Source organism: Sphaerisporangium sp. NBC_01403, from assembly GCF_045040145.1.
GTDB lineage: Bacteria > Actinomycetota > Actinomycetes > Streptosporangiales > Streptosporangiaceae > Sphaerisporangium > Sphaerisporangium viridialbum.
Map to the genome: position 1 here is coordinate 4,384,201 of NZ_CP109534.1, position 22,440 is coordinate 4,406,640.

The window sequence follows — 22,440 nt, forward strand, 5'->3', positions numbered from 1 at the left end:
CTCCCCCACACGGAACAGAAAGAGGAAGCGATGAGCCTGCTCGAACTCGACGGCCTGACCGTCCGCTACGGCGGCGTCACCGCCGTGGACTCGGTCAGCTTCGCGATTGAGCCCGGAACCCTGGTCGGGCTGATCGGCCCCAACGGTGCCGGCAAGACCACGATGATCGATGCGATCACCGGCATGGTCCGCTACGGGGGCGACATCCGGCTGGACGGTGAGAGCGTCACCTCCTGGCCGGCGCACCGCCGGAGCCGCGCAGGCATCATCCGCACCTTCCAGTCGCTGGAACTCTTCATGGAGCTCACCGTCCGGGAGAACCTCCAGACGTACGCGCGCGTACACGCGGGTGGTCCCTTGGCGGACCCCGTGGCGTACGCGCTCGAACGGCTCGACGTCGCCTGGGCCGCGGACAGGTACCCGTCCGAGCTGTCCCACGGAACGGCCCGGCTGGTCTCCGTCGCCCGGGCGCTGGCAGCCGGTCCGCGCCTGCTGCTCCTGGACGAGCCTGCCGCCGGTCTCGACGCGCAGGAGTCGCAGCTGCTCGGCGCCAAGCTCAGGAACCTGGTCGCCGCCGGTGAGACGACCGTCCTGCTCGTCGACCACGACGTCGACCTGATCATGAACGTCTGCGACGACATCCAGGTCCTCGACTTCGGCAAGCGGATCGCCTGCGGGCCCCCCTCCGTCATCCGCGAGGACCCGGAAGTGGCCCGTGCCTACCTCGGCACGGACGTGACCACCACCGAGCCCGTCACCGGAGGAATGTCATGACCAGCACGTTGCCCGAGAACGCTCCGGTCCCCGCGGGGAGCAGAGCGACCATCCTCGACATCACGGGTGTGAACGCGGGCTACGGGCGCATCCAGGTACTGCACGCCGTGAGCCTGTCGGTCCGCGCCGGAGAGATCGTCAGCCTGCTCGGCCCCAACGGGGCGGGCAAGACCACGACGCTGCTGGCGTGCTCGGGCATGGTGAAGGTATCCGCGGGCGACATCAGGCTCGCGGACGAGACGCTGCTCAAGCACAGCCCGCACGTCATCGCCCGCAAGCGTCTGGCGCACATCCCCGAGGACCGGTCGCTCTTTCCCTCGCTGACGGTCGACGACCACCTTCGGCTGAGCGCCAAACCCGGCGGCCTCGACGTGCTCGAACTCTTCCCCGAGTTGAAGAAGCGGCACAACAAGCGGGCCGGGGTGCTGTCCGGCGGCGAGCAGCAGATGCTCGCCCTGGGGCGGGCACTGGTGGCCAACCCGCGGGTGCTGCTCGTCGACGAGATGTCGATGGGACTCGCCCCGGTGATCGTGGAGCGGCTGTTCGCCGCGCTGCGGGACATCGCCGTGTCCAAGGGGCTCGCCGTGCTCATGGTGGAGCAGCACATCCATCTCGCCCTGAAGTACGCCCAGCGCGGCTACGTGCTGTCGGGGGGCCGGATCAGAACCCAGGGCACCGCCGCGGAACTGGTGGAGCGCTGGTCGGAGATCGAGTCCTCCTACCTGGGCCGTTAGCCGCCGGTATTCACCCCCTGATGACCGACCTCCACCAAGTCATGACCGATACCAAGGAGCAGCGAACAGCATGAAATCACGTTCACGGAGTCTTCGAACGGGTGCGGCCGCCATCGCGGTCGCGGCCCTCGCGCTGGCGGGCTGCTCGGCGGAGGAGCCCAAAGACGCCGGGGCCGGCACCGGCGGTCTCAAGGGCGACCCGATCAAGCTCGGTTCCATCCTGACCATCACCAATCCCGCCTGGTCCAACGCCTCGGTGAAGACGGTCAACGAGGCATGGGCGTCCCATATCAACACCGACCTCGGCGGGATCGGCGGTCGTCCCGTCGTCGTGGAGAGCTGCGACGACCACGGCGACCCGGCCAAGACCTCCCAGTGCCTGAACAACCTGATCGACTCGGGTGTGGTCTCTCTGGTCAACGACTCCTCGCTCGCGTTCGGCGCCAACGCGCTCCCCGCGGCGGAGAAGGCCGGCCTGGCCAACATCGGCGGGTGGCCGGTCAGCCCCGACGAGTACACCAGCAAGGTCAACTTCCCCACCACCCCCGGAGCCGTCGGCTCCTACCCCGCGATCGCGGTGCACTTCGCGGCGACCGGGAGCAAGAAGCTCGCCGTCGCCTATACCAACACCCCCTCAGGACAGCAGGTCGGTGAGGCCCTGAAGAAGCTGTGGACCGAGCTCGGCGGCGCCGCTTACTTCATGACCGAGTTCGACCCCACGGCCACGGACTTCACCCCCACCCTGACGAAGATCGCCGCGGAGAAGCCGGACGCGGTCATCCTGGCCGTCGGTGAGGGCCCCGCACCCCGGATGCTCCAGGCGGCGAAGATCGCCGGCCTTACCGCCAAGATCGGCGTCTCGGCCACTCCGGCCACCAAGAAGGTCTTCGACGCCGCCGGAGAGGCCGCCAACGGCCTCTACATCGCGTTCGCCTCGGTCCCGTCCGACTACGACAGCGCGGACGCGAAGACCTACCGCGACGTGCTCGCCAAGAGCTCACCCGGCCTGGAACTGACCAACCAGACCGCGGTCGCGGCCTCCTCGATGCAGTACGCCTACGACATCCTCAGCTCGATCAAGGGCGACATCACCAAGGAGTCCGTGCTGAAGAAGCTCCAGGAGAACACTCCCTGGAAGGGCTTCCTGACCCACCCGACCGACCCGGCCCACGCGCCGGAGAGCATGCCGCAGATCTCCAACCCCTACAACCTGGTCTCCCAGTACAAGGACGGCAGGTTCACCCCGGCGCCCATCGACGATCCGGGCAACCTGGCCGACCACATCGACGTCGTCGGTGAGCTGACCTGGATCGCCGGCACCCCGCCGAAGCGCTGACGCCCGCCCTCCGCCTACCTGGGCCGTCAGCCGCCGAAACCGAAACGACGGTGCCCCCGCCCGATCCGGGCGGGGGCACCGTCGTGTCCACGGCGGCCGGCGCGGTCAGCCGGCGAGGTCCCGGGTGGCGTGCAGGCCGGCCAGGTAGGCGAAGACCATGGCAGGACCGAGCGTGCCGCCCGCGCCGCCGTAGGTCATGCCGAACGGGGAGGCCATCACGTTCCCCGCGGCGTAGAGACCCTCGATCGGCTCGCCGTCGATGTCGAGCACCCGGGCGTCGGGGTCGACCCGCGGGCCGCCCTTCGTGCCGAGCGCGCCGCTCTTGATGGGGATCGCGTAGTACGGCGCCTCGTCCAGGCGGCCGAGGGTGCCGCGGACGTCACGCTTGTACGCCGGGTCGCCCCACCAGCGGTCGTGGGCGCTCTCGCCGCGGTGGAAGTCGGGGTCGGCGCCCTTGTCCACGTGCTCGTTCCAGCGCCGCACCGTGGCGTTCAGCTCCTCCGCAGGGACACCCAGGTGCAGGGCGAGCGCGTCCAGGGTCTCGAAGCCCTCCAGCCACGCCGGGGGCTCCTCGCCTGCCGGGTGGGGACCGACGGTGCCGTAGGCGCGCAGGTATCCCTGGTCGAAGATCAGCCAGCAGGGAAGGTTGGCGTACTCGAAGGACGCGACGTCCTCGACGTGGAAGGCGCCTCCGAAGGCGTTGTAGTTGGCCGCCTCGTTGGTGAAGCGGCGGCCCTTCCTGTTGACCATGATCGAGCGCGGGCGGGTGCGCTCGGCGCTGATCATCGCGCGGTTCATGTCGTTGATGCCCTCGGGCAGATCGGCGGCCGGGATCCACCACGCCTCGCGCATGTTCCCGAGCATCGCGCCGGCCTTCATGGCCATTCGCAGGCCGTCCCCGGTGTTGGTTCTCATCGACACCGGGTGGGTGAGGGGGCCCCGCAGGAAGGCCCGCTTGAGCTCCTCGTTCCACTCGAAGCCACCGGTTGCGAGGACGACCCCCCAGGTGGCGCGGGCCTCGCGCGGGCCCTCGGGGGTGTCGAAGCGGACGCCGGCCACCCGGCCGTCCTCGACGACCAGCTCACGGGCCCGGTGCGAGACCCTCGGCTCGATCCCGGCGGCGAGGCAGGCCTTGAGCAGCCGTCCGATCAGTGCCTGCCCGCGGCCGCGCTCGTCGCGGACCGCGCGGCGCGCGAACTCCTCCTCGGACGGCAGCTGAGGCACGACGGCGCCGAGCGAGGTCTCGCTCATGGTCAGGTGCTGGTTGGGGTAGTACGGGCTGCGGGTGACCCTGTCCTGCCACTCCCCCAGCTCGTCGAACGGGAAGAGCGGGCACTCGATCGTGCGGCCGCCACCGGGCTTTCCTCCCGGGTGCTCCGGGTGGTAATCGGGGAAGTCCGCGACGGCATGGAACTCGGTACCCGCCGATCGGTCGAGGAAGCCGACCATCTCGGGGCCCGCCTTGAGGTAGGCGCGGATCAGGGACTCCTCGATCATGTCGCGAGAGAGCGACATGATGTACTCGAAGGCCTCCTCCTCGCTGTCCTGGACCCCGATCACGGCCTGGTGCGGGTTGTTGGGGATCCACACGTGACCACCGGACCACGCGGCCGTGCCCCCGACCTCGTGTGCCTTCTCGAACAGACCTACTCGCGCGCCACCGCCGGCGGCGGTGACGGCCGCCGTCAGCCCGGCGGCGCCCGTGCCCAGCACGATGACATCGAACCGTTCGGCCATCTCCCGCACCTGCTCTTTCCTACTCGTCGTACCGGCCAAACTTACGCGATCTATCTATTGACGTGCAAGGGCAGATTTGCCAGAGTGCCAGCAGACCGAATTAGGGAGCTCAGATGCAGTTCCATGAAGCCATTGCGCGCGCGCTTGCCGACCAAGGCGTGGAGACCATCTTCGGAGTCCTCGGGGACGCCAACCTGTACATGATGGACAGCTTCGAGCGCGTGACCGGGGGCAAGTACTACTCCTGCTCCAACGAGGCCGGCGCCGTTCTCGCCGCCAACGGGTTCGCCCGTACGTCGGGCAGGCTCGGTGTCGCCACGGTGACCCACGGCCCCGCGCTGACCAACACCGTGACCGCCCTCGTCGAGAGCGTGAAGGACCACACGCCCGTCCTCCTCATCGCCGGTGACACGGCCGTGGTGGACCGCGAGAACTTCCAGAACATCCCGCAGCGGGATGTCGTGCTGCCGACCGGCGCCGGCTTCGAGCAGGTCCGCTCGCCACAGACCGTGCTCGATGACCTGGCCGTGGCGATCCGGCGGGCCCACCTGGAGAAGCGGCCGATCGTGCTCAACGTCCCGGTCGAGTTCCAGTGGGAGGACGTCCAGTATCGGAAGGTCGAGCCGAAGTTCGTCGGCTCCCAGGCGGTCGCGCCGGACCCGGCCGCGCTCGACGCCGCGGTCGGCATCGTCGCCAGTGCCGACCGTCCGATCGTGCTCGCCGGTCGCGGTGCCGCCACGCCGGAGGGCAAGGCGGCCCTGCTGCGGCTGGCCGAGCGCATCGGCGCCCCGGTCGCCACGACGCTGCGCGGCAAGGACCTGTTCCGTGGGGAGCGCCACGACCTCGGTATCTGCGGCACCCTGTCGCACGAGGTCGCGCTCGACACGATCGCACAGAGCGACTGCATCATCGCCTTCGGCGCCGGTCTCAACAAGTGGACCACCGCCGAGGGCTCGGTGCTGGAGAAGAAGCAGGTCATCCACGTCGACCTTGAGCGCGAGAGCATCAACCGGTTCTCGCCCAGCGACGTCGGCATCGTCGGCGACGCCGCGACCGTGGCGGACACGATCGTCGGCTGGCTGGACGAGGCCGAGGTCAAGCCCACCGGCTTCGCCTCCGACGAGCTCGCCGAGCGTCTCGCGGCGTACTCCGACGCGAAGTTCACCGACCTCAGCACCGAGGAGACGGTGGACATCCGCACCGCCCTGCTCAAGGTCGAGGAGGCGTTCCCTGACGACCGCACGCTGGTTTTCGACGGCGGCCGGTTCATCTTCAACGCGTTCACCATGCTGCACTGCCCGGAGCCCAGGGCGTACGTGCACACCGTCAACTACGGCTCGATCGGCCTCGGCATGGGCAACGCGGTCGGCGCGTCCTTCGGCGCCCCCGGACGGCCCACCCTGCTGATCACCGGTGACGGCGGCTTCATGCTCGGCGGCCTCGCCGAGTTCAACACCGCCGTGCGGCACAAGGTGGACCTGGTCGTCGTCGTGTTCAACGACTCGGCCTACGGCGCCGAGCACATCCAGTTCCGCAACAAGGACATGGATCCGGCCATCTCCACCTTCGAGTGGCCCGACTTCGGCCCGATCGCCACGGCGCTCGGTGGTCAGGGCTTCACGGTCCGCAACCTGGCCGAGCTCGACGAGGCACTCGCCGCGATCGAGACCAGGGACCGGCCCATCCTGATCGACATCAAGATCGACCCGGACAAGGTGTCGATGGCAGGTCACTGAGTCACGGGATCACGGAAGGGCGCCGGCTACGGCCGGCGTCCCTTCCGCGTGTTCGGAAGGAAACCCGCCACGATGCCGGCGAGAACGCCGGTACCGCAGGCGACGTAGAAGGTGAGGTCGAACGAGCCGGTCGCGTCGGCCAGCCAGCCGCCGATGGGCGGGGCGATCAACTGGGCCGATCCGAGGCTTATCGTCGCGCTCCCGAACGCGGCACCGATCTCGCTGGGGCCGAGCACGTCGCTGAGGTAGGCGACCAGCACCGTGCCGATCGCCGTCATCAGCATCCCGTACGCGATCGCGGACACGTACATGCCGTCGCTCCAGCGCAGCGGGATGACCAGGGCCACCATGCCGATCGCGACCATGAACGCCGCGAGGACGAAGCGGCGCCCGAACATGTCCGAGGTCCGCCCGCCCACGACGCCCCCGAAGATGCTGGCGATGCCGAGGAACGAGAAGATCTGGGTGGCCGACGCGAGCTCGAAGCCCATGTCGTCCTGCAGCGCGGCGACGAGGTAGTTCGTGAAGAGCGCGTAGCTGATGCCGTACAGGAACTGGGCCGGCAGCAGCGTGCTCGCCCCCGGCAGCCTGCTGCGCAGGGACCCGCGCCGCGACGGGCCGGCCGTATGGGTGCCGATCGGCTTCAGGAACAGCAGCTGCAGGACCAGGATCACCACCGACAGGACGACCTCCGCGGCCCACACCTGACGCCACTCGCCGTCGCCGAACAGCCGCTGGACGAGCGTCACGAGGGGGCCGGTGAGCGCGACGGCGATGCCGATCCCGGCGGTGGCGAGCCCGAACCCGATCCCCCGATGGCGCTGTGGCGCGTACGCCGCGATGATCGAGGGAATCGGGATCCAGACCGCCGCGCTGCAGAGGCCGGCCATCCCCATGCCGGCGAAGAGCAGTGGCGTCCACGGGGCGACCGCGACGATGAGCAGGCCGAGCACGGTCAGCGCCAGGCCGGCCTTGAGCAGCCGGGTACTCTCGAAGCGGCCGGCGAGAGAGGTCATCGCGATGACGCCGATCAGGTATCCGCCGAGGTTGGCGGCACCGAGCAGGCCGGCCACGCTGTAGGACCCGAGCACGTCCTCGGTCATGTCGGGGAGGATGAACGCGAAGGTGAAGCGGGCGAAGCCCTGGGACACCCCTCCCGCACACATGATCAACAGGACCGGCCGGATCCAGGTCAGAACCGATGCCGGCGCGCTCGCTTCTGCGGTCACCGGATCGGCGGTCTCTGGTGGTTGAGCGGCCATCTCGGTGATCCTCTCGACGACGTCTTCGCCAAGAATCTAACCCTACACGTAAGACGTTTAGTGAGATAGGCTCTTGCCCTCGCCCTGAGGAGGTGCCTTCGTGGACGGATACGACGTGGTGGTGCTCGGCACCGGAGCGTCCGGGCTGACCGCGGCGCTGGCGGCAGCCGGCGACGGAGCCTCGGTAGGACTGTTCGAGAAGGCCGACCGGATCGGAGGGACCACAGCGCTCTCCGGTGGCGTCATCTGGCTCCCGGACAACAGATACGCCGCCGAGGCGGGTGTCACCGACAGCCGCGAGCAGTCGCTGGCCTACTTGCACTCGCTCTCCAACGGCAGCATGCGGCCGGAGATGGTCGAGGCCTTCGTCGACAATGTCGCCGCCACGCTCAACTGGCTCGAACGCGAGACCCCGCTCCAGCTCAAGCTGGTCCCCGGATACCCTGACTACCACCCCGAACACCCCGGCGGCCTGCCCGGCGGAGGTCGTTCGCTTGAGCCCGAACTGGTCAGCACGTACGAGCTGGGCGCCTGGCGGGACCGGCTCGTCGGTGGTCCCCGGCGCCTCTACATCAGCGAGATCCCCAGTGGGGGCGGGACGGGCGTCATCGCGCCGGAGCTCTTGCGGCAGCGGACGTCCGCCTCGCAGGAGGGCCTGGGCCGTGGTCTGGTCGCCGCACTGCTGCGGGGCTGCCTGGACCGGGGGATCGAGCCCCGCACCGGCATGCGAGCCGCCGAACTGCTGGTCGAGGACGACCGCGTCGCCGGCGTCCGCTTCGAGTCCGCGTCCGGGTCCCATGAGGTCCGCGCGACGAAGGCGGTCATCATCGCCACCGGCGGGTTCGAGCACGACCCGGAGCTGGTGCGGGACTTCCTCCGCGGACCGATCACCCACCCACCCGGTGTGCCGAGCAACACCGGGGACGGGTTACGTCTGGCGATGCGGATCGGCGTCCGGCTCAGCGGCATGCGCGAGGCCTGGTGGGTGCCCGTCGTTCTCGTGCCGGCCGCGGACGGGTCGACCACTTCGACCCTCCTGCTACGCGAGCGGACCCTGCCCGGGACGCTCATGGTGAACGCGCGGGGACAGCGGTTCACGAACGAGGCCGCCAGTTACAACGCGCTCGGTGCCGCCTTCCACGCCTTCGACGTCAGCGCGTTCGCCTACGCGAACCTTCCGGCCTGGCTCGTCTTCGACGACGCGTGCGTGAAGAAGTACGGCGTCTTCGGGACGGCCCCGGGCTCTGGCGCCCCAAGCTGGCCGGCCCGCGCCGACACCCTCGACGGCCTCGCGGAGCGGATCGGCGTCCCGGCGGCCGAGCTGGCGGCGACGGTGGCGCGTTTCAACGACCACGTCCGGGCCGGGCACGATCCCGACTTCCGCCGCGGCGAGAGCGTGTACGACGGCTGGTGCGGCGACCAGACCCATTACCGCACTCCGCAGGCGACGCTCGGGACCCTCACCACCGGCCCGTTCTACGCCGTGCCGGTCCACCCCAGCGCGCTGGGCACAAAGGGCGGTCCACGGACGACGACCACCGGTCAGGTGCTCAGGGTCGACGACACTCCGGTCGAGGGACTGTACGCCGTGGGCAACGCCATGGCCGCCGCCACCGGGATGGCCTATGGCGGAGCCGGAGGGACGCTCGGCCCGGCCATGGTCTTCGCCTACCTCGCCGGCCGGCGCGCAGCGAAGAATTAGGGGAAACGATATGTCGCACCAGGTCCAAGGCAGCCTCCTGTTCCAGCCGATTCGCATCGGCACCATGGAGCTGCGCAATCGGATCATGCTGCCGCCGCACGGCCGCCTGACCGGTGACCTGTTCGGTAGCGAACGGCAGGCGCAGGCCAACATCGCCTACTGGCGTCAGCGCGCCGAGAGCGGTGCCGCCTGGATCTGCGGCATCAACGGATTCGTCGGCAACGTGGCCATCCCCGGCTTCGAGCCGACCGGGCTCGGCGCGACCATGCGCGGCGTCTTCCGGCTGCCGCGGTTCCGTGAGCGGGCCGCGCGGTACGCCGAGGCGATCCACGCCGCCGGCGCGTACGCAGCGGCACAGCTGATCATGCAGGGCGGCATGCCGCACTCGCCGTCGGGCCTGCTGGCCAACTACACCAACAACCAGGTCCCGCACGTGCTGACGCCCGACGAGATCGCCTTGTTCGTCGACGAGTACGCCTTCTCCGCCGGTGAGGTCAAGGCCGCCGGCCTTGACGGTGTCGAGCTGCACGCCAACCACGAGGATCTGCTCCAGCTGTTCCTCTCCCCCGCTACCAACCACCGCGAGGACGAGTACGGCGGGGACCACTCCGGCCGCATGCGCCTGCTCCTCGACGTGCTGCGCCGGATCCGCCAGGAGGTCGGCCCGGACTTCACCGTCGGGGTACGGCTGAACATGGACGAGCTGTTCGAGGGCGGCTACGACCTGGACGAGGGGCTGGCCATCGCGACCTCGCTGCAGGCCGGCGGGACCATCGACTACCTGCACTGCGTGGTCGGAAACAACTGGGGCGCCCCCAGCTACATCCAGCCGCACAACTACGCCGTCGCCCAGTGGTCGGACCTCGCGCGCCGGTTCAGGGAAACGCTCGACCTCCCGGTCGTCTACACCGGCCGGGTCGCGACGGCCGCCGCGGCGGCCCGCATCGTCGACGAGGGGCATGCCGATGTCGTCGGTATGGCCCGGGCCATGTTCGCCGACGGTGACCTCATCGCGAAGGCCCGTGACGGCCGGGCCTCGGAGATCCGGCCCTGTATCGGCACGAACGACTGTCTGCACCGGGTCGTCGTGGAGGGAATGCGTTTCGGCTGCTCGGTGAACCCGCGTACCGGGCGCGAGAGTGAGCCGCCGCTGCCGCGGGCCGAGTCTCCCAAGCGGGTACTCGTCGCCGGCGCGGGGCCGGCCGGCCTCGAGCTGGCGGGCCTGCTGGCCGAGCGCGGCCACCAGGTGGCTCTCTGGGAGCGTGAGCGTGAGGTCGGCGGGCAGATGCGCGTCGCGGCGAAGGCGGCCGAGAACGCGGCATACGCGGACTTCCTGTCCTTCCAGGAGCGGCGTCTCGCCGGCCTCGGCGTCGACGTCCGACTCGATCGCGCGGCGACGGCCGATGCCGTGGTGGACGCCGGGTTCGCCGTCGTCGCGGTGGCCACCGGCGCCCGAGCCCGCCGCCCCGCGATCCCCGGCGCGGACCAGCCGTTCGTGGTCGAGGGGCGCGAGGTCATGCTCGGCTGGGCACAGGCCGGTCAGAAGGTGCTCGTGGTCGCGATGGAGGACCACATGCAGCCGCTCACGATCGCGGGCTACCTGACCGATCTCGGCAAGGACGTGACCGTGCTCTACCCGACGCCCTCGATCGCACCCCTGGTGGGGAAGTACTCGATCGGCGCGGCCCTTGCCAAGCTCACGGCGGCGGGCGCCCGGATCGAGGTGATGCAACGGGTGGCCGGTATCGAGCCGGGCCGCGTCGTCTCCCGCAACGTCTTCTCCGGGACTTCACACGAGCACATCGGCTACGACTCGGTGGTGCTGGCGTGCGGAGGAGAGGCGGAGTCCTCGCTGTACACCGCGTTGCGGGACCGGGTGCCGGAGCTGCACATCCTCGGTGACGCCTACGCGCCGCGCCGGATCTCGTTCGCGACCCGGCAGGCGTACGAGCTCGCGCACCGTATCTGACTCCCACAGGCCTACGAGCCCCATGGCCCAGCCCGCTGTCAGAAGCCGAGGTCGCGGCCGATGATCTCTTTCATGATCTCGGTGGTGCCGCCGAAGATCGTGTGGATCCTGGCATCGCGCCAGGCCCGCGAGATCGGATACTCGTCCATGTAGCCGTACCCGCCGTGCAGCTGCAGGCAGGTGTCGGTGGTGCGCTTCATCAGCTCGGTGGTCCACCACTTGGTCTTCGCGGCGTCGACCGGGCTGAGCGTTCCGGCGTTGAGCTCGAGGATCGCGCGGTCGAGGTAGACCTGGGCCATGTCGATCTCGGTCGCCATCTCCGCGAGCCTGAACCGGCTGTTCTGGAAGCTGCCGATCTCCTGGCCGAACGCCTTGCGCTCGTGGCAGTACCGCACGGTCCACTCAAGGGCGGCCTGCGCGACGGCGACGGCGACGACGGAGATCGAGACGCGCTCCTGAGGCAGGTTGTTCATCAGGTAGGAGAAGCCCTTGCCCTCCTCGCCGAGGAGATTCGCGGTGGGCACCCGCACGTTCTCGAAGATCATCTCGGCCGTGTCCTGGGAGTGCATGCCCGCCTTGGCCAGCTTGCGGCCACGGAGGAAGCCGGGCATGCCGCGTTCGACGACGAGCAGGCTGATACCGCGCGCACCGGCCGAGGGGTCGGTCTTCGCCACTACGATCACGATGTCGGAGTGGATGCCGTTGGTGATGAACGTCTTCGTGCCGTTGAGGAGGTAGGAGTCGCCTTCACGGATCGCGGTGGTGCGCACCGCCTTGAGGTCGCTGCCGGTACCGGGCTCGGTCATGGCGATCGCGGTGACGATGTCGCCCGAGCAGAAGCCGGGCAGCCAGCGCTGCTTCTGCTCCTCGGTGCCCAGCTCGAGGAGGTACGGCGCGACCACGTCGTTGTGCAGTCCGAAGCCCGAGCTGAGCGATGCCGCGCCGCTGCGCGCGAACTCCTCCACGAGGATCGCGTTGTAGCGGAAGTCCGGCTCACCCCCACCGCCGTGCTTGTCGGGGACGGCCATGCCGAGGAAGCCGGACTCCCCGGCCAAATTCCACAGCTTCCGGTCGACCAGGCCCTCGGCCTCCCAACGGTCGTACTCCGAGGCGACGTGCCGCTTGATGAACTGGCGTACGGCGTCCCGGAAGTCATTGTGGTCGGACTCGAAGAGTGTGCGTTCCATCGACGGCTCCGGTGGGGTTGATGGTTTCTGTGTGGTCAGCTCGCCTCGAGGTCCGCGTCGCCGTTCTCCTCGCTGACCCAGCGCAGCAGGGTCGGCGCCGGGGAACCGGCGGTCTTGCGAGACTTGGCGGCTTCGTCGACGAGGTCGTGCAGGCGGTTGAGCACCCGAATCCTGTGGTTGAGCTCAGAGAGCTTCTCCTGGAGGATCGCCTGCGTCCGCTTGGACGCGGAGGCGCCGGTCAGCGCGAACCGGCCCAGCTCGGCGATCTCGTCGAGACCGAAGCCGAGCTGCTTCAGGATGCGAGCACCCTCTACGTAGAAGATGTATTCGCGTGGGTAGCGGCGCGTCCCGCCTGTGGTTCTCTCGGGGGGTGGAAGAATCCCGAGTTCCTCGTAGTAGCGGATCGTGCGGGTGGACACGTTGGTCTGTTCGGCGAGCTCACCGATGCTGAGCGCGTCGCTCTCCGTGCCCTTGGACTTGCCGCCCGGCTCGGCCGGATCAGAGGTCGGGCGACTGCCGCGCTTGGGCGCGGTTTCCGCTGATCCTGTGCGAGTCGATGGCGCATGACGAGCTGCCATGGCGTTCCTCTTCGTCGTTGCGTCGTCAACCAACTGTTAGTTGACGGAATCCGTTAAGGGTATCAATTCCCATACCGTCAGCCTCGCGAAAGAGCTTAAGAATGGCGGGTTGGCAAAACAGCCGGCGCGCCCCCGGGAGGAGTCTCCGGCCGGCCACGCCAGCGGGGCGTTCACCACTGGCTGCCGCGATCACGGAGCGAGCCGCGTGATCTCCGGACTCCGTGCCCGCGTCACTTCGCGAGCGCGACCTCAGGGCCCTTACGCGCGGCTTCCGAGTCATCGGCGGGCCGGGAGCCGACCCAGATGTTGATCAGCGCCGAGATGATGACCTCGCCGCGCTGGTTGAGGATGTCCTCCTTGATGGTCACCACGCCTCCGGGCGCCTTGTCCTTCTTCTCGAGGATCTCCATGACCGGGTGGATGGTGTCTCCGATGAAGCACGGGGCGAGAAACTTGACCTTTTCCATACCCAGGAACGCGACGACGCGGCCGGGCAGGAGGGGGATGAGCCCGGCGCCACAGGAGAGCACGAGCAGCCCATGTGCGATGCGTTGCTTGAACGGCGTGGTCTTGGCGTACTCGGCGTCCATGTGCAGACCGAAGTGGTCACCGGTCACGCCGGCGAAGTTCACCACGTGGGTCTCGGTGATGGTGATACCGGTGAACTCGCGCTTGTCGCCGACGTTGAGCTCGTCGTAGTACCGGTCGAACACGTGGACTCCTCGCCGGGGTCTTCGCGGCCGCCGGAGCGACCCTCGAGAAACTTCCTGTTGACGTTGAACGTTATATCTCACAATAATACTGGAGTGCAATCACTCGCGACGTCAGAGATCCGCGCGAAAGTCCTGCGCAGGATCAAGACGGACTACGCCGAGGCTGCGAGAAGAGATCGGCAGGAGTCACCGCCGAAGCCCGTGCGGAGGGCTTCGGCGCAGCACAGGCAGCGCGTCACCTGCCGGCCATCGCTTCGATCGATGTCCGGCGCGCCGCACTCGCCCACGATACGGAGAGGTCGGAAACGACGACTATGACTGGTGAAACGGTCACTGCGCCAGCGAACAGGTACCGGCTCGCTGGGGAGTGGCGGGAAGCGAACGACGCCCAGACCCTGCCGGTGGTCTCACCGGTCGACGGGTCCGTCATCGGCAGCGTCCACGAGTACACGCACGACGAGATCGATTCGGCCTTCGCGGCCGCGCACCGAGCCCAGCCGCGCTGGGCCGCCCGGCCCCTGATCGAGCGCGCCGGCCTGCTGCACAAGTTCGCCGGCCTGCTCGCGGAGAACGCGACGGTGATCGGCGACGTGCTGATGATGGAAGTCGCCAAAGCGCGCAAGGACGCCAGGGACGAGGTCATCCGGTCCGCTGACTACATACGGCACACCGCTGAGGACGCCAAGCGGATCATCGGTGAGTCGCAGTTCTCCGACTCCTTCCCCGGGCAGGCCCGCAACAAGCTGGCCATCGTCCACCGGGTGCCGCTCGGCACGGTCCTGGCGATCCCCCCGTTCAACTACCCGGTGAACCTGGCGGTCTCCAAGATCGCGCCCGGTCTGGTGACCGGTAACGCGGTCGTGCTCAAGCCTCCGTCGCAGGGCGCCCTGAGCGGGCTGATGATGTGCGAGCTCGCCTACGAGGCGGGCATCCCTCCGGAGATCCTCCAGGTGGTCACGGGCCGCGGCTCCCGTATCGGTGACTACCTGGTCCAGCACCCGGGCGTCGACCTGATCACGTTCACCGGATCATCGGAGACCGGCGCCGATCTGGCCCGTAAGGCCGGGATGATCCCGCTGCTCCTCGAACTGGGTGGCAAGGACCCGGCGATCGTGCTCGCCGACGCCGACATCGAGGCGGCCGCCGCCGACATCGTCGCCGGCGCCTTCTCCTACAGCGGCCAGCGCTGCACGGCGGTCAAGCGGGTCCTGGTGATCGACAGCGTGGCGGACCGGCTGGTCGCCAAGATCGCGGAGCGGACGGCGAAGCTCACCGTTGGTGACCCGCGGGACAACGCCCAGATCACCCCGCTGGTCGACCCGCAGTCGGCGGTCGACGCGGAGAGGATGACCAATGACGCGGTCGCCGGCGGTGCCGTGCTGATCCACGGAGGCACCCGCGAGGGCGGCCTCATGCAGCCCACCGTCGTCGATCACGTCACCGCGGAGATGGAACTGGCCTGGGTGGAACCCTTTGCTCCGGTGCTCCCGATCATTCGGGTCAGCAGCGCATCCGAGGCGATCCGAATCAGCAACCGGTCGGAGTACGGACTCCAGGCGGCCATCTTCACCAGTGACATCGACACCGCGATTCAAATCGCGGCACGACTCGACGTGGGAACCGTCCAGGTGAACGGCCGCACGGCCCGCGGACCGGACCACTTCCCGTTCCTCGGCACCAAGGCCTCGGGCATGGGCACGCAGGGCGTGAAGCCGTCCATCGAGGCGATGACACGGGTGAAGTCACTGGTGGTGAACCTCCGTGAGAGGGACCTCGCTGCGGAGGCCTGATCCTCGACCAGGAAGATGGCAGGTCACAGGGGTGGGGCGGGAACTTTCGCCTCACCCCGATGGCGCCGCAGGGAAAGTGGGATCTTCGTAATGCTCGTCAGCGATATCGTGCGCCGCAACGCACAGTTCTTCGGGGACCAGGACGCGGTCGTCGTGCCCGGTGGCCCGACCCGGACCTGGTCGGAGCTCGATGCCCGGACCAACGCCTTCGCCAACGCGCTGCTCGGTCTCGGCCTGCGGAAGGGCGACCGGCTCGCCATCTTCGCCCCGAACTGCGGGGAGTACATCGAGTTCTTCTTCGCGTGTGCGAAATCCGGTGTCGTCGGAGCCGCCACGAACATCCGCCTGGCGGCCCAGGAGATCGCTTCGTACCTCGCCTACGTGGAGCCGGCCGCGGTGCTGGTGCATGCCGACCTCGCGGACCAGGCACGCGCATGGCTCCCCGAGGTCCCGACCGCCCGCCACGTCATCGGCATCGGGAAGGGCCACGGTTTCGACCTGGACCTCGAGCGGCTCATCGGTTCCGCGTCCAGGGACGAGCCACCGGTCACGGTCGAGGAGACCGACGTCTACCAGCTCGGCGCGACGAGCGGCACCACCGGGATCCCCAAAGGCGCGATGATGACGCACCGCAACGCGGTCGCGGCGATGCTGAACTGGCTGGCCGAGATGCCGGTCCCGGAAAGCGGTACGGCGCTGCAGTGCATTCCTTTCTTCTTCAATCCCGGCGGCCCCGCAGGTCTGCATCCGGTGATGATGAAGGGCGGCCGGACCGTGATCCACCCCGGGTTCGCCCCCGGCACGTTCCTGCGTGCTGTCGCCGAGCACCGGGTGACCAACACCGTGCTGGTGCCCACCATGCTGCAGATGATCCTCGCCGAGCCTGATCGCGAGCGGTTCGACCTCTCCAGCCTCACCGGCATCAACACGGGCGGCTCGCCCCTGTCCGCGGCGCTCCTGCGGAGCGGGCGAGAGCTGGTCGGAGACATCTTCTACCCGCTGTACGGGATGGCCGAGAGCTACTCCTGCGCGGCCGTGCTGCGCCCCGAGGACCAGTTCACCGATGGCTCCGAGCAGCAGGTCCGGCAGCTGGCCTCGGTCGGCAAGCCGATGACGCTCACCCTGCTGCGGGTGGTCGACCCCAACGGCGACGACGTCCCCCACGACGGGACCACAGGCGGGGAGATCTGGCTCGCCGGCGACACCGTCTCCCGCGAGTACTTCCGGATGCCCGACGAGACCGCGCACAGCCGTTCGGGAGAGTGGTTCAAGACCGGAGACGTCGCGGTGGTCGACGAGGAGGGATTCGTCACCATCGTCGACCGGCTCAAGGACATGATCATCACCGGCGGCATCAACGTCTTCTGCATCGAGGTGGAGAGGACCCTGATGCTGCACCCGGGAGTGGAACAGGCCGCGGTCATCGGGATGCCTCACCCCACCTGGGGTGAGGCGATCCACGCCGTCGTACGCCGCGCCGTGGGGAGCGAGGTCTCGGAGGAGGAGCTGATCGAGTTCGCCGCCGCCCGGCTCGCGCATTACAAGAAGCCCCGGTCGGTGGAGTTCGTCGACGCGCTTCCGATCAGCGGCACCGGAAAGGTCCTCAAGCGCGAGCTGAGAGATGCGAGAAGGACGTCCTGACGGGGCATCCTCGCATCACCACGGGGGTCTGGAAGCGCACGCGTTATGCGGCCAGTGATGCCGTCCTACTGGCACGACTCTCCGTTCATGTAGAGGGGCGACACCCCGGCGTCCTCGTGCGGCCGGGTCAGCCGGCGGGGATGCGGGTGAAGCGGCCGGCCACGTGCAGGTCGTCCTCGATGCGCGCCGCCGCCTCCCGCAGCGGCGGGAGCACGTTCTCGCGGGCCTGCCCGGTGGTGCCCCTGCCGGCGTGCATCGAGACGCTGACCGCCGCGACGACCTCACCGCCGCGGTCGCGCACCGGGACGGCGACGGAGCGCAGCCCCTCTTCCAGCTCCTGGTCGACCAGGGCGTAGCCGTCCCGCGCGACCTGGTCCACGAGCGTGGCGAGCCGTTCGGCCGAGGTGACCGTGTGGCGCGTCAGCCGCCTCAGGTCCGCGCGGGCCAGGGACGCGGCGCGCCCGGCCGGGGGCAGGCCCGCCAGCAGGACCCGTCCCATTGACGTCGCGTACGCGGGGAACCTCGTGCCCGGCGTGATGTCGACGCTCATGATGCGCACGGCGGGCACGGCGGGGACGCGGGCGACGTACTGGATGTCGTCCCCGGCGAGGACGGCCATCGACGCCGAGTCGTGCACGCGCTCCACCAGCCAGGACAGGTGCGGCCGGGCGATCTGCGGCAGCGTCAGCCTGGAGAGACAGGCGAACCCCAGATCCAGGACCCGAGGAGCCGGCCGGAACAGCGAGCCCTCCACGGCCACGTATCCGAGGTGGACGAGGGTGAGCAGCGAGCGCCGGACGGTCGCCCTGGCCAGCCCGGTCGCCTCGGCCAGCCCGCTGAGCGGCACCCCGGCCTCCTCGAAGGCCGCGAGGACGCGGAGGCCCCGGGCGAGCGACTCCACGAACTCCGACCCGAGCTCCCGCTTCGACGTACGCGCCCGGTCGGACACCGAAGCGACGGCGGCCGGACGGACGGCGGCCGGCCGCCCAGAAGCCGTACCGGCCGATTCCGGCGCGCCCGCAGGCGACCCGGAGGACGTGCCGGGGGAGGCCAGCGTGCCTTCCATCGCGGCGACCGTCGCCCGCAGCCGGGGCAGCACCGCCTCCAGGAGCGAGCCGACGTCGTGCCTGCTGGTGTGGCTGACCACGCTCACGACGCACACCTGGTGTCCCGCCCCGTCGCGAACCGGCACGGCCACGGCGACCAGCCCGGGCTCGATGAGCTGGTCGTCCAGCGACCACCCGTCCCGCCGCGCGCGGGTGATGCGTTCCTCGAACGACGCGGCGGCGCGCTCGGCGCCGCGCGGCACGACGGGGAAGGCGGCGTTGCCAGGGTCGGCCTCCCGGCGGCGCCGCCAGAGCCGCCAGTCGTCCACGGACCAGTCGGCCGCGAACAGCGCCCCGACCGCCCCGCACTCGGCGGGCAGGCGATCGCCGATGCGGAAGGCCACCGACATCGCGCGCCTGCGGGTCGCCTGGTGCACGAACCGCACGCCGTCGCGGTCGGGGACGGCGAGCGAGACCGACTCGTCCAGCTCTTCGGCGAGCCGGTCGGCGAGCGGGCCGAGCGGGCCGGCGAGCCCGGACGCGGCCAGGTAGGCGTTGCCGAGCTCCATCAGCGCGGGGGTGAGCACCGCGTCCCGGCCGTCGAGCCGCGCGTAACCGACGCGGGCGAGCGTGCTCAGGATGCGGTCGACCGTGGAGCGCGCGAGACCGGTGTCGCGCACGAGGTCGCCCACGCTCCTGCGCCCGCCGGCCACGGAGAGCCGGTCGACGACCGCCAGGCCCCTGATCAGCGGGCCAACCGCCTCGGGTGGCGGGACCGTCTCGCCGGTCATGCTCTTTCCACGTCTTGCGACCTCCGCCGGGAACGGTGCCATGCCCGGCGATTGACAGGACCGCCGCCGAAGGCACAAACTCGATCCTACGATAATGAACTAAAGTTCACCAGGCGAACACACATCGCCCCCGCCGGTCGCCCACCAGCTCGCCGCCGGCTCAGGCACCGGTGTGGCGGCCCTCCGCATCGGCGTCGGGCAGGGCCTCGCCCTCGTCCTCGAAAGGTGACAGGCAGACCATGACCACCACTCCTCCGGCGCCCCCCGCGCAAGAGGTCATCAGCGCCGAGATCGCCCAGGCGCACCAGGCGTACGCCAAGGCCGTCGAGGGCGGCGCGCCGCGCCTCACCCACCCCGAGCGCGCGTACCCGCCCTACCGCAGCACCGTGCTGCGCCATCCCACGCGGCCGCTGATCCCCCTGCGCGACCCCGACGCGGTCGAGCTGAGCGGGCCGGTCTTCGGCGTCACCGACGTCACCGAGCTGGACGCGGACCTCACCCGGCGGCACACCGGGGAGCCCCTGGGCGAGCGCATCCGGGTCACCGGGCGGGTGCTCGACCGCGACGGGCGTCCCGTACCCGGCCAGCTGGTCGAGATCTGGCAGGCCAACGCCTCCGGCCGGTACGCCCACCAGCGCGACCAGCACCCGGCCCCGCTCGACCCGAACTTCACCGGCGTCGGCCGCTGCCTGACCGACGACCAGGGCGCGTACGCGTTCACCACGATCAAGCCGGGCGCCTACCCCTGGCGCAACCACGACAACGCCTGGCGGCCCGCGCACATCCACTTCTCGCTCTTCGGCACGGCCTTCACCCAGCGGCTGGTCACGCAGATGTACTTCCCCGGCGACCCGCTGTTCGCGTTCGACCCCATCATGCAGTCGGTGACCGACGACGCCGCCCGCGGCCGGCTCGTGGCGGCCTACGACCACGACCTGTCGACCCCCGAGTGGTCACTCGGCTACCGCTGGGACATCGTCCTCTCCGGCCCGGCCGCCACCTGGACCGAGGAGACCCGATGACTCCCCCGCCCCCGCACCCGAGCCAGGACGACACGCGGCCGCCCACCCCGTCGCAGACCGTGGGCCCCTTCTACGGGTACGCCCTGCCCTTCGCCGGGGGCGGCGACATCGCCCCCGCCGGGCACCCCGGCGCCCTCACCGTCCACGGCCGGGTCTACGACGGGGCCGGGCAGCCCATCCCGGACGCCATGCTGGAGTTCTGGCAGCCCTCCCCCGGCGGGTCGCGGGCCGGCGCCCCCGGCTCACTGCGCCGCGACCAGTTCAACGGCGCGATCATCGGCCGCACCGGGCTGGACTTCACGGGCTTCGGCCGTGTCGCCACCGACGCCGACGGCCACTACGCGGTGCGCACCCTGCCGCCGGGCGGCGCGCCGTACGTCTCGGTTTGCGTGTTCGCCCGCGGCCTGCTGCACCACCTGTACACCCGTGTCTACCTGCCCGAGCTCACCGACCCCGCCACCGAGCCGCTCCTGGCGTCGCTGCCGCCCGAGCGCCGGGCCACCCTTCTCGCCACCCAAGAGCGCGACGGGGTCCACCGTTTCGACATCCGCCTCCAGCACGACGGCCGCCATGAGGAAACGGTCTTCCTGGCCTTCGACTGAACACCTCGTGATCATTTGTCACCCAGAATGAGACCATGAACGCTCCCGCGACCGGTGTGCGCCTGCCGTGGCACGCCGTGCCCCAAGAGATCCGCCAGGCCGTCGAAACCCATTTGGGCGCGCCGGTGGCCGAGGCCGTGACCCAGACCGGCGGATTCTCACCGGGCGCCGCCGTCCGGCTGACGCTGGCGAACGGGAAGCGGGCGTTCGCCAAGGCCGTCGGGCCCGAGCCGAACCCCGAGTCCGCCGGCATCTACCGGGCAGAGGCCCGGATCGCCGCCGCGCTCCCCGCGGAGGTGCCCGCGCCGGAGCTGCTGGCCTCGTTCGACTCCGGCGGCTGGGTGGCGCTGCTCTTCGAGGACGTGGACGGCCGTCCGCCCGCCGATCCGTGGCGGTCCGACGAGCTCGAACGGGTCCTTTCCGCGCTCGACCGGCTGGCCGTCGCGCTCACCCCCTCCCCGGTCGACGCCCCACCCGCGGAGGAGCGGCTCGGCGAGCAGTTCCAGGGCTGACGACGGCTGGCCGCGGCGCGTGACGCGGGAGAGGACGACCTGGCCGGTCTCGCCCCATGGGCCGCGCGCCACCTGGACGCGCTGGCGGACCTGGAGGAGGGCTGGCCCGCGGCGGCCAAGGGCGAGAGCCTGGTCCACGGCGACATCCGGGGCGACAATCTCCTGCTCACCGCCGACGAGGTGATGGTCGTCGACTGGCCGTGGGCGTTCGTCGGCGCTCCGTGGTACGACCTGCTGCAGATGCTGCCGAGCGTGCGGATGCAGGGCGGCCCGCCGCCCGAGACCGTCTTCGCCGCCCACCCGGCCGGCCGGGACGCCGACCCTGCGGCGGTGACCACGGTGCTGGCCGCGCTCGCCGGGTTCTTCGTCCGCCAGTCGCGCCAGCCTGCCCCGCCGGGCCTGCCCACCCTCCGCGCCTTCCAGGCCGCCCAGGGCGAAGCGGCCCTCGCGTGGCTGCGCGAACGCACGGCCTGGCCCGCCTGACGCGCGCTTGGCAGTGGAACACGTACCGGCCCGCGGGCGGCGGACCGGGCGGGGCGTCCGGAGAACGAGCCCCGCCCGGCCGCGGATCAGAGCTCGCCGCGCTCGATGGCCGCCTTGAGCCCCACCTGCGTCTGCTGGTGGGAGGCGGTGCCGTTGGTGACGACGAAATCGATCAGCGAAGTGTCCGCGTCGAAGGTGAGGCGCTCGGTGACCTCGGTCTTCCCGCCGGTCAGCTTCCTGAAGACGATCTTCTGGTGGGTGACGACGTTGGGCAGCGACCAGGTGTCCGTCTCGTAATAGAGATCATCCTGGTGAATCCGCTGCTGCGCGTGGGTCTCGCTGGTGACGATCGCGCCCTCGTAGGGGATGTCCTCGATGGCGGTGAAGTTGATGTAACGCGTGTCGTGCCGGCACGTGTCCTTGTGGGTGACGACGCGCTTCAGGAACGCGGCCCTGCCGATGTGGTTGTTGATATTCGAGTACTTATCGAACACTTGCCGCACGGGAGCGTTGATCACGACCGAGATCTGGGTCGTGTCCCTGCTCCGCCCCGACCCCGGAACGGGAGGCGCGGTGTCGTAGAACCTGTAGGTGTCCCACGCGGTCTGCCAATGGAGCGCGAGTTCGGCATCGCTCACAGGGGCATCCGCGCGGACGGGGCCGGTGAAGCCGGTGAGAACGAAGCCCGCGGCGAGCAACGGGACGACAAGGGCCCGAAGGAGTTTCTTCACGTACACCTCAAAAGAGACAGTAGGTAGAACGATCTTCTACCTCAAACCTCCTATTGAGAACACCCCCCGCCAAAAGAGACGAGGAAACCGCACA

The 22,440-nt window shown here is 69.8% G+C and carries 17 protein-coding genes and 1 pseudogene; 11 read left to right on the forward strand and 7 right to left on the reverse strand.

The window, feature by feature from the left end:
* Positions 1–30 precede the first annotated feature (30 nt).
* From OG589_RS19750 to OG589_RS19760, 3 genes are all read left to right on the forward strand, one after another.
* Positions 31–774: an ABC transporter ATP-binding protein gene (locus OG589_RS19750; RefSeq protein WP_405151081.1), complete on the forward strand. Its 744-nt coding sequence runs from the start codon at positions 31–33 to the stop codon at positions 772–774.
* The gene (locus OG589_RS19755) at positions 771–1,508 is read left to right on the forward strand and encodes an ABC transporter ATP-binding protein (RefSeq protein WP_405151083.1); all 738 of its coding nucleotides are present in this window, start codon (positions 771–773) and stop codon (positions 1,506–1,508) included. The genes OG589_RS19750 and OG589_RS19755 overlap by 4 nt, the downstream gene beginning before the upstream one ends.
* 70 nt (positions 1,509–1,578) lie before the next feature.
* On the forward strand, positions 1,579–2,844 hold the full coding sequence (locus OG589_RS19760) for an ABC transporter substrate-binding protein (RefSeq protein ID WP_405151085.1): 1,266 nt from the start codon (positions 1,579–1,581) through the stop codon (positions 2,842–2,844).
* Positions 2,845–2,949: 105 nt separating this feature from the next.
* Here the strand turns inward: OG589_RS19760 and OG589_RS19765 are convergent, their stop codons facing one another.
* Positions 2,950–4,581, reverse strand: coding sequence for an FAD-dependent oxidoreductase (locus OG589_RS19765; protein WP_405151087.1), 1,632 nt, complete (start codon positions 4,579–4,581; stop codon positions 2,950–2,952).
* A gap of 113 nt (positions 4,582–4,694) precedes the next feature.
* Between OG589_RS19765 and OG589_RS19770 the strand changes: the two genes are divergently transcribed.
* Positions 4,695–6,317 (forward strand): thiamine pyrophosphate-binding protein, encoded by a 1,623-nt coding sequence (locus OG589_RS19770; protein WP_405151089.1) that lies wholly within the window; start codon positions 4,695–4,697, stop codon positions 6,315–6,317.
* 26 nt (positions 6,318–6,343) lie between these two features.
* On the opposite strand, the gene OG589_RS19775 is transcribed toward OG589_RS19770, so the two are convergent.
* Positions 6,344–7,579 (reverse strand): MFS transporter, encoded by a 1,236-nt coding sequence (locus tag OG589_RS19775; protein ID WP_405151091.1) that lies wholly within the window; start codon positions 7,577–7,579, stop codon positions 6,344–6,346.
* Between the two features lie 100 nt (positions 7,580–7,679).
* Here OG589_RS19775 and OG589_RS19780 point away from each other — a divergent pair, with 100 nt between their 5' ends.
* Together OG589_RS19780 and OG589_RS19785 are read left to right on the forward strand one after the other, a co-directional pair.
* Positions 7,680–9,281: an FAD-dependent oxidoreductase gene (locus tag OG589_RS19780; RefSeq protein ID WP_405151093.1), complete on the forward strand. Its 1,602-nt coding sequence runs from the start codon at positions 7,680–7,682 to the stop codon at positions 9,279–9,281.
* Positions 9,282–9,291: 10 nt separating this feature from the next.
* Complete coding sequence (locus OG589_RS19785; RefSeq protein WP_405151095.1) at positions 9,292–11,250, forward strand: FAD-dependent oxidoreductase; 1,959 nt, start codon at positions 9,292–9,294, stop codon at positions 11,248–11,250.
* Between the two features lie 38 nt (positions 11,251–11,288).
* On the opposite strand, the gene OG589_RS19790 is transcribed toward OG589_RS19785, so the two are convergent.
* The 3 genes from OG589_RS19790 to OG589_RS19800 form a co-directional block, all read right to left on the reverse strand.
* Positions 11,289–12,437 (reverse strand): acyl-CoA dehydrogenase family protein, encoded by a 1,149-nt coding sequence (locus OG589_RS19790; RefSeq protein ID WP_405151097.1) that lies wholly within the window; start codon positions 12,435–12,437, stop codon positions 11,289–11,291.
* A 35-nt stretch (positions 12,438–12,472) separates the two neighbouring features.
* Positions 12,473–13,015, reverse strand: coding sequence for a MerR family DNA-binding transcriptional regulator (locus OG589_RS19795; RefSeq protein ID WP_405151100.1), 543 nt, complete (start codon positions 13,013–13,015; stop codon positions 12,473–12,475).
* 230 nt (positions 13,016–13,245) lie between these two features.
* Positions 13,246–13,728 (reverse strand): MaoC/PaaZ C-terminal domain-containing protein, encoded by a 483-nt coding sequence (locus OG589_RS19800; RefSeq protein ID WP_405151102.1) that lies wholly within the window; start codon positions 13,726–13,728, stop codon positions 13,246–13,248.
* 314 nt (positions 13,729–14,042) lie between these two features.
* On the opposite strand from OG589_RS19800, the gene OG589_RS19805 reads away from it, so the two are divergent.
* Both OG589_RS19805 and OG589_RS19810 read left to right on the forward strand, forming a co-directional pair.
* Positions 14,043–15,518, forward strand: a complete 1,476-nt coding sequence (locus OG589_RS19805) for an aldehyde dehydrogenase family protein (protein ID WP_405151104.1) — start codon at positions 14,043–14,045, stop codon at positions 15,516–15,518.
* Positions 15,519–15,608: 90 nt separating this feature from the next.
* Complete coding sequence (locus OG589_RS19810; RefSeq protein ID WP_405151106.1) at positions 15,609–17,159, forward strand: class I adenylate-forming enzyme family protein; 1,551 nt, start codon at positions 15,609–15,611, stop codon at positions 17,157–17,159.
* A gap of 127 nt (positions 17,160–17,286) precedes the next feature.
* Here the strand turns inward: OG589_RS19810 and OG589_RS19815 are convergent, their stop codons facing one another.
* Positions 17,287–18,996: an IclR family transcriptional regulator C-terminal domain-containing protein gene (locus OG589_RS19815; RefSeq protein WP_405151108.1), complete on the reverse strand. Its 1,710-nt coding sequence runs from the start codon at positions 18,994–18,996 to the stop codon at positions 17,287–17,289.
* 239 nt (positions 18,997–19,235) lie between these two features.
* Here OG589_RS19815 and pcaH point away from each other — a divergent pair, with 239 nt between their 5' ends.
* The 3 genes and pseudogenes from pcaH to OG589_RS19830 all read left to right on the forward strand — a co-directional run bounded on the left by pcaH (position 19,236) and on the right by OG589_RS19830 (position 21,615).
* On the forward strand, positions 19,236–20,018 hold the full coding sequence (gene pcaH / locus OG589_RS19820) for a protocatechuate 3,4-dioxygenase subunit beta (RefSeq protein ID WP_405151110.1): 783 nt from the start codon (positions 19,236–19,238) through the stop codon (positions 20,016–20,018).
* On the forward strand, positions 20,015–20,620 hold the full coding sequence (pcaG, locus tag OG589_RS19825; protein WP_405151112.1) for a protocatechuate 3,4-dioxygenase subunit alpha: 606 nt from the start codon (positions 20,015–20,017) through the stop codon (positions 20,618–20,620). The genes pcaH and pcaG overlap by 4 nt, the downstream gene beginning before the upstream one ends.
* A 35-nt stretch (positions 20,621–20,655) precedes the next feature.
* Positions 20,656–21,615, forward strand: a pseudogene (locus tag OG589_RS19830) (phosphotransferase family protein).
* 86 nt (positions 21,616–21,701) lie between these two features.
* On the opposite strand, the gene OG589_RS19835 reads toward OG589_RS19830, so the two are convergent.
* The gene (locus OG589_RS19835) at positions 21,702–22,346 is read right to left on the reverse strand and encodes a hypothetical protein (RefSeq protein WP_405151114.1); all 645 of its coding nucleotides are present in this window, start codon (positions 22,344–22,346) and stop codon (positions 21,702–21,704) included.
* Between the last annotated feature and the right edge of the window lie 94 nt (positions 22,347–22,440).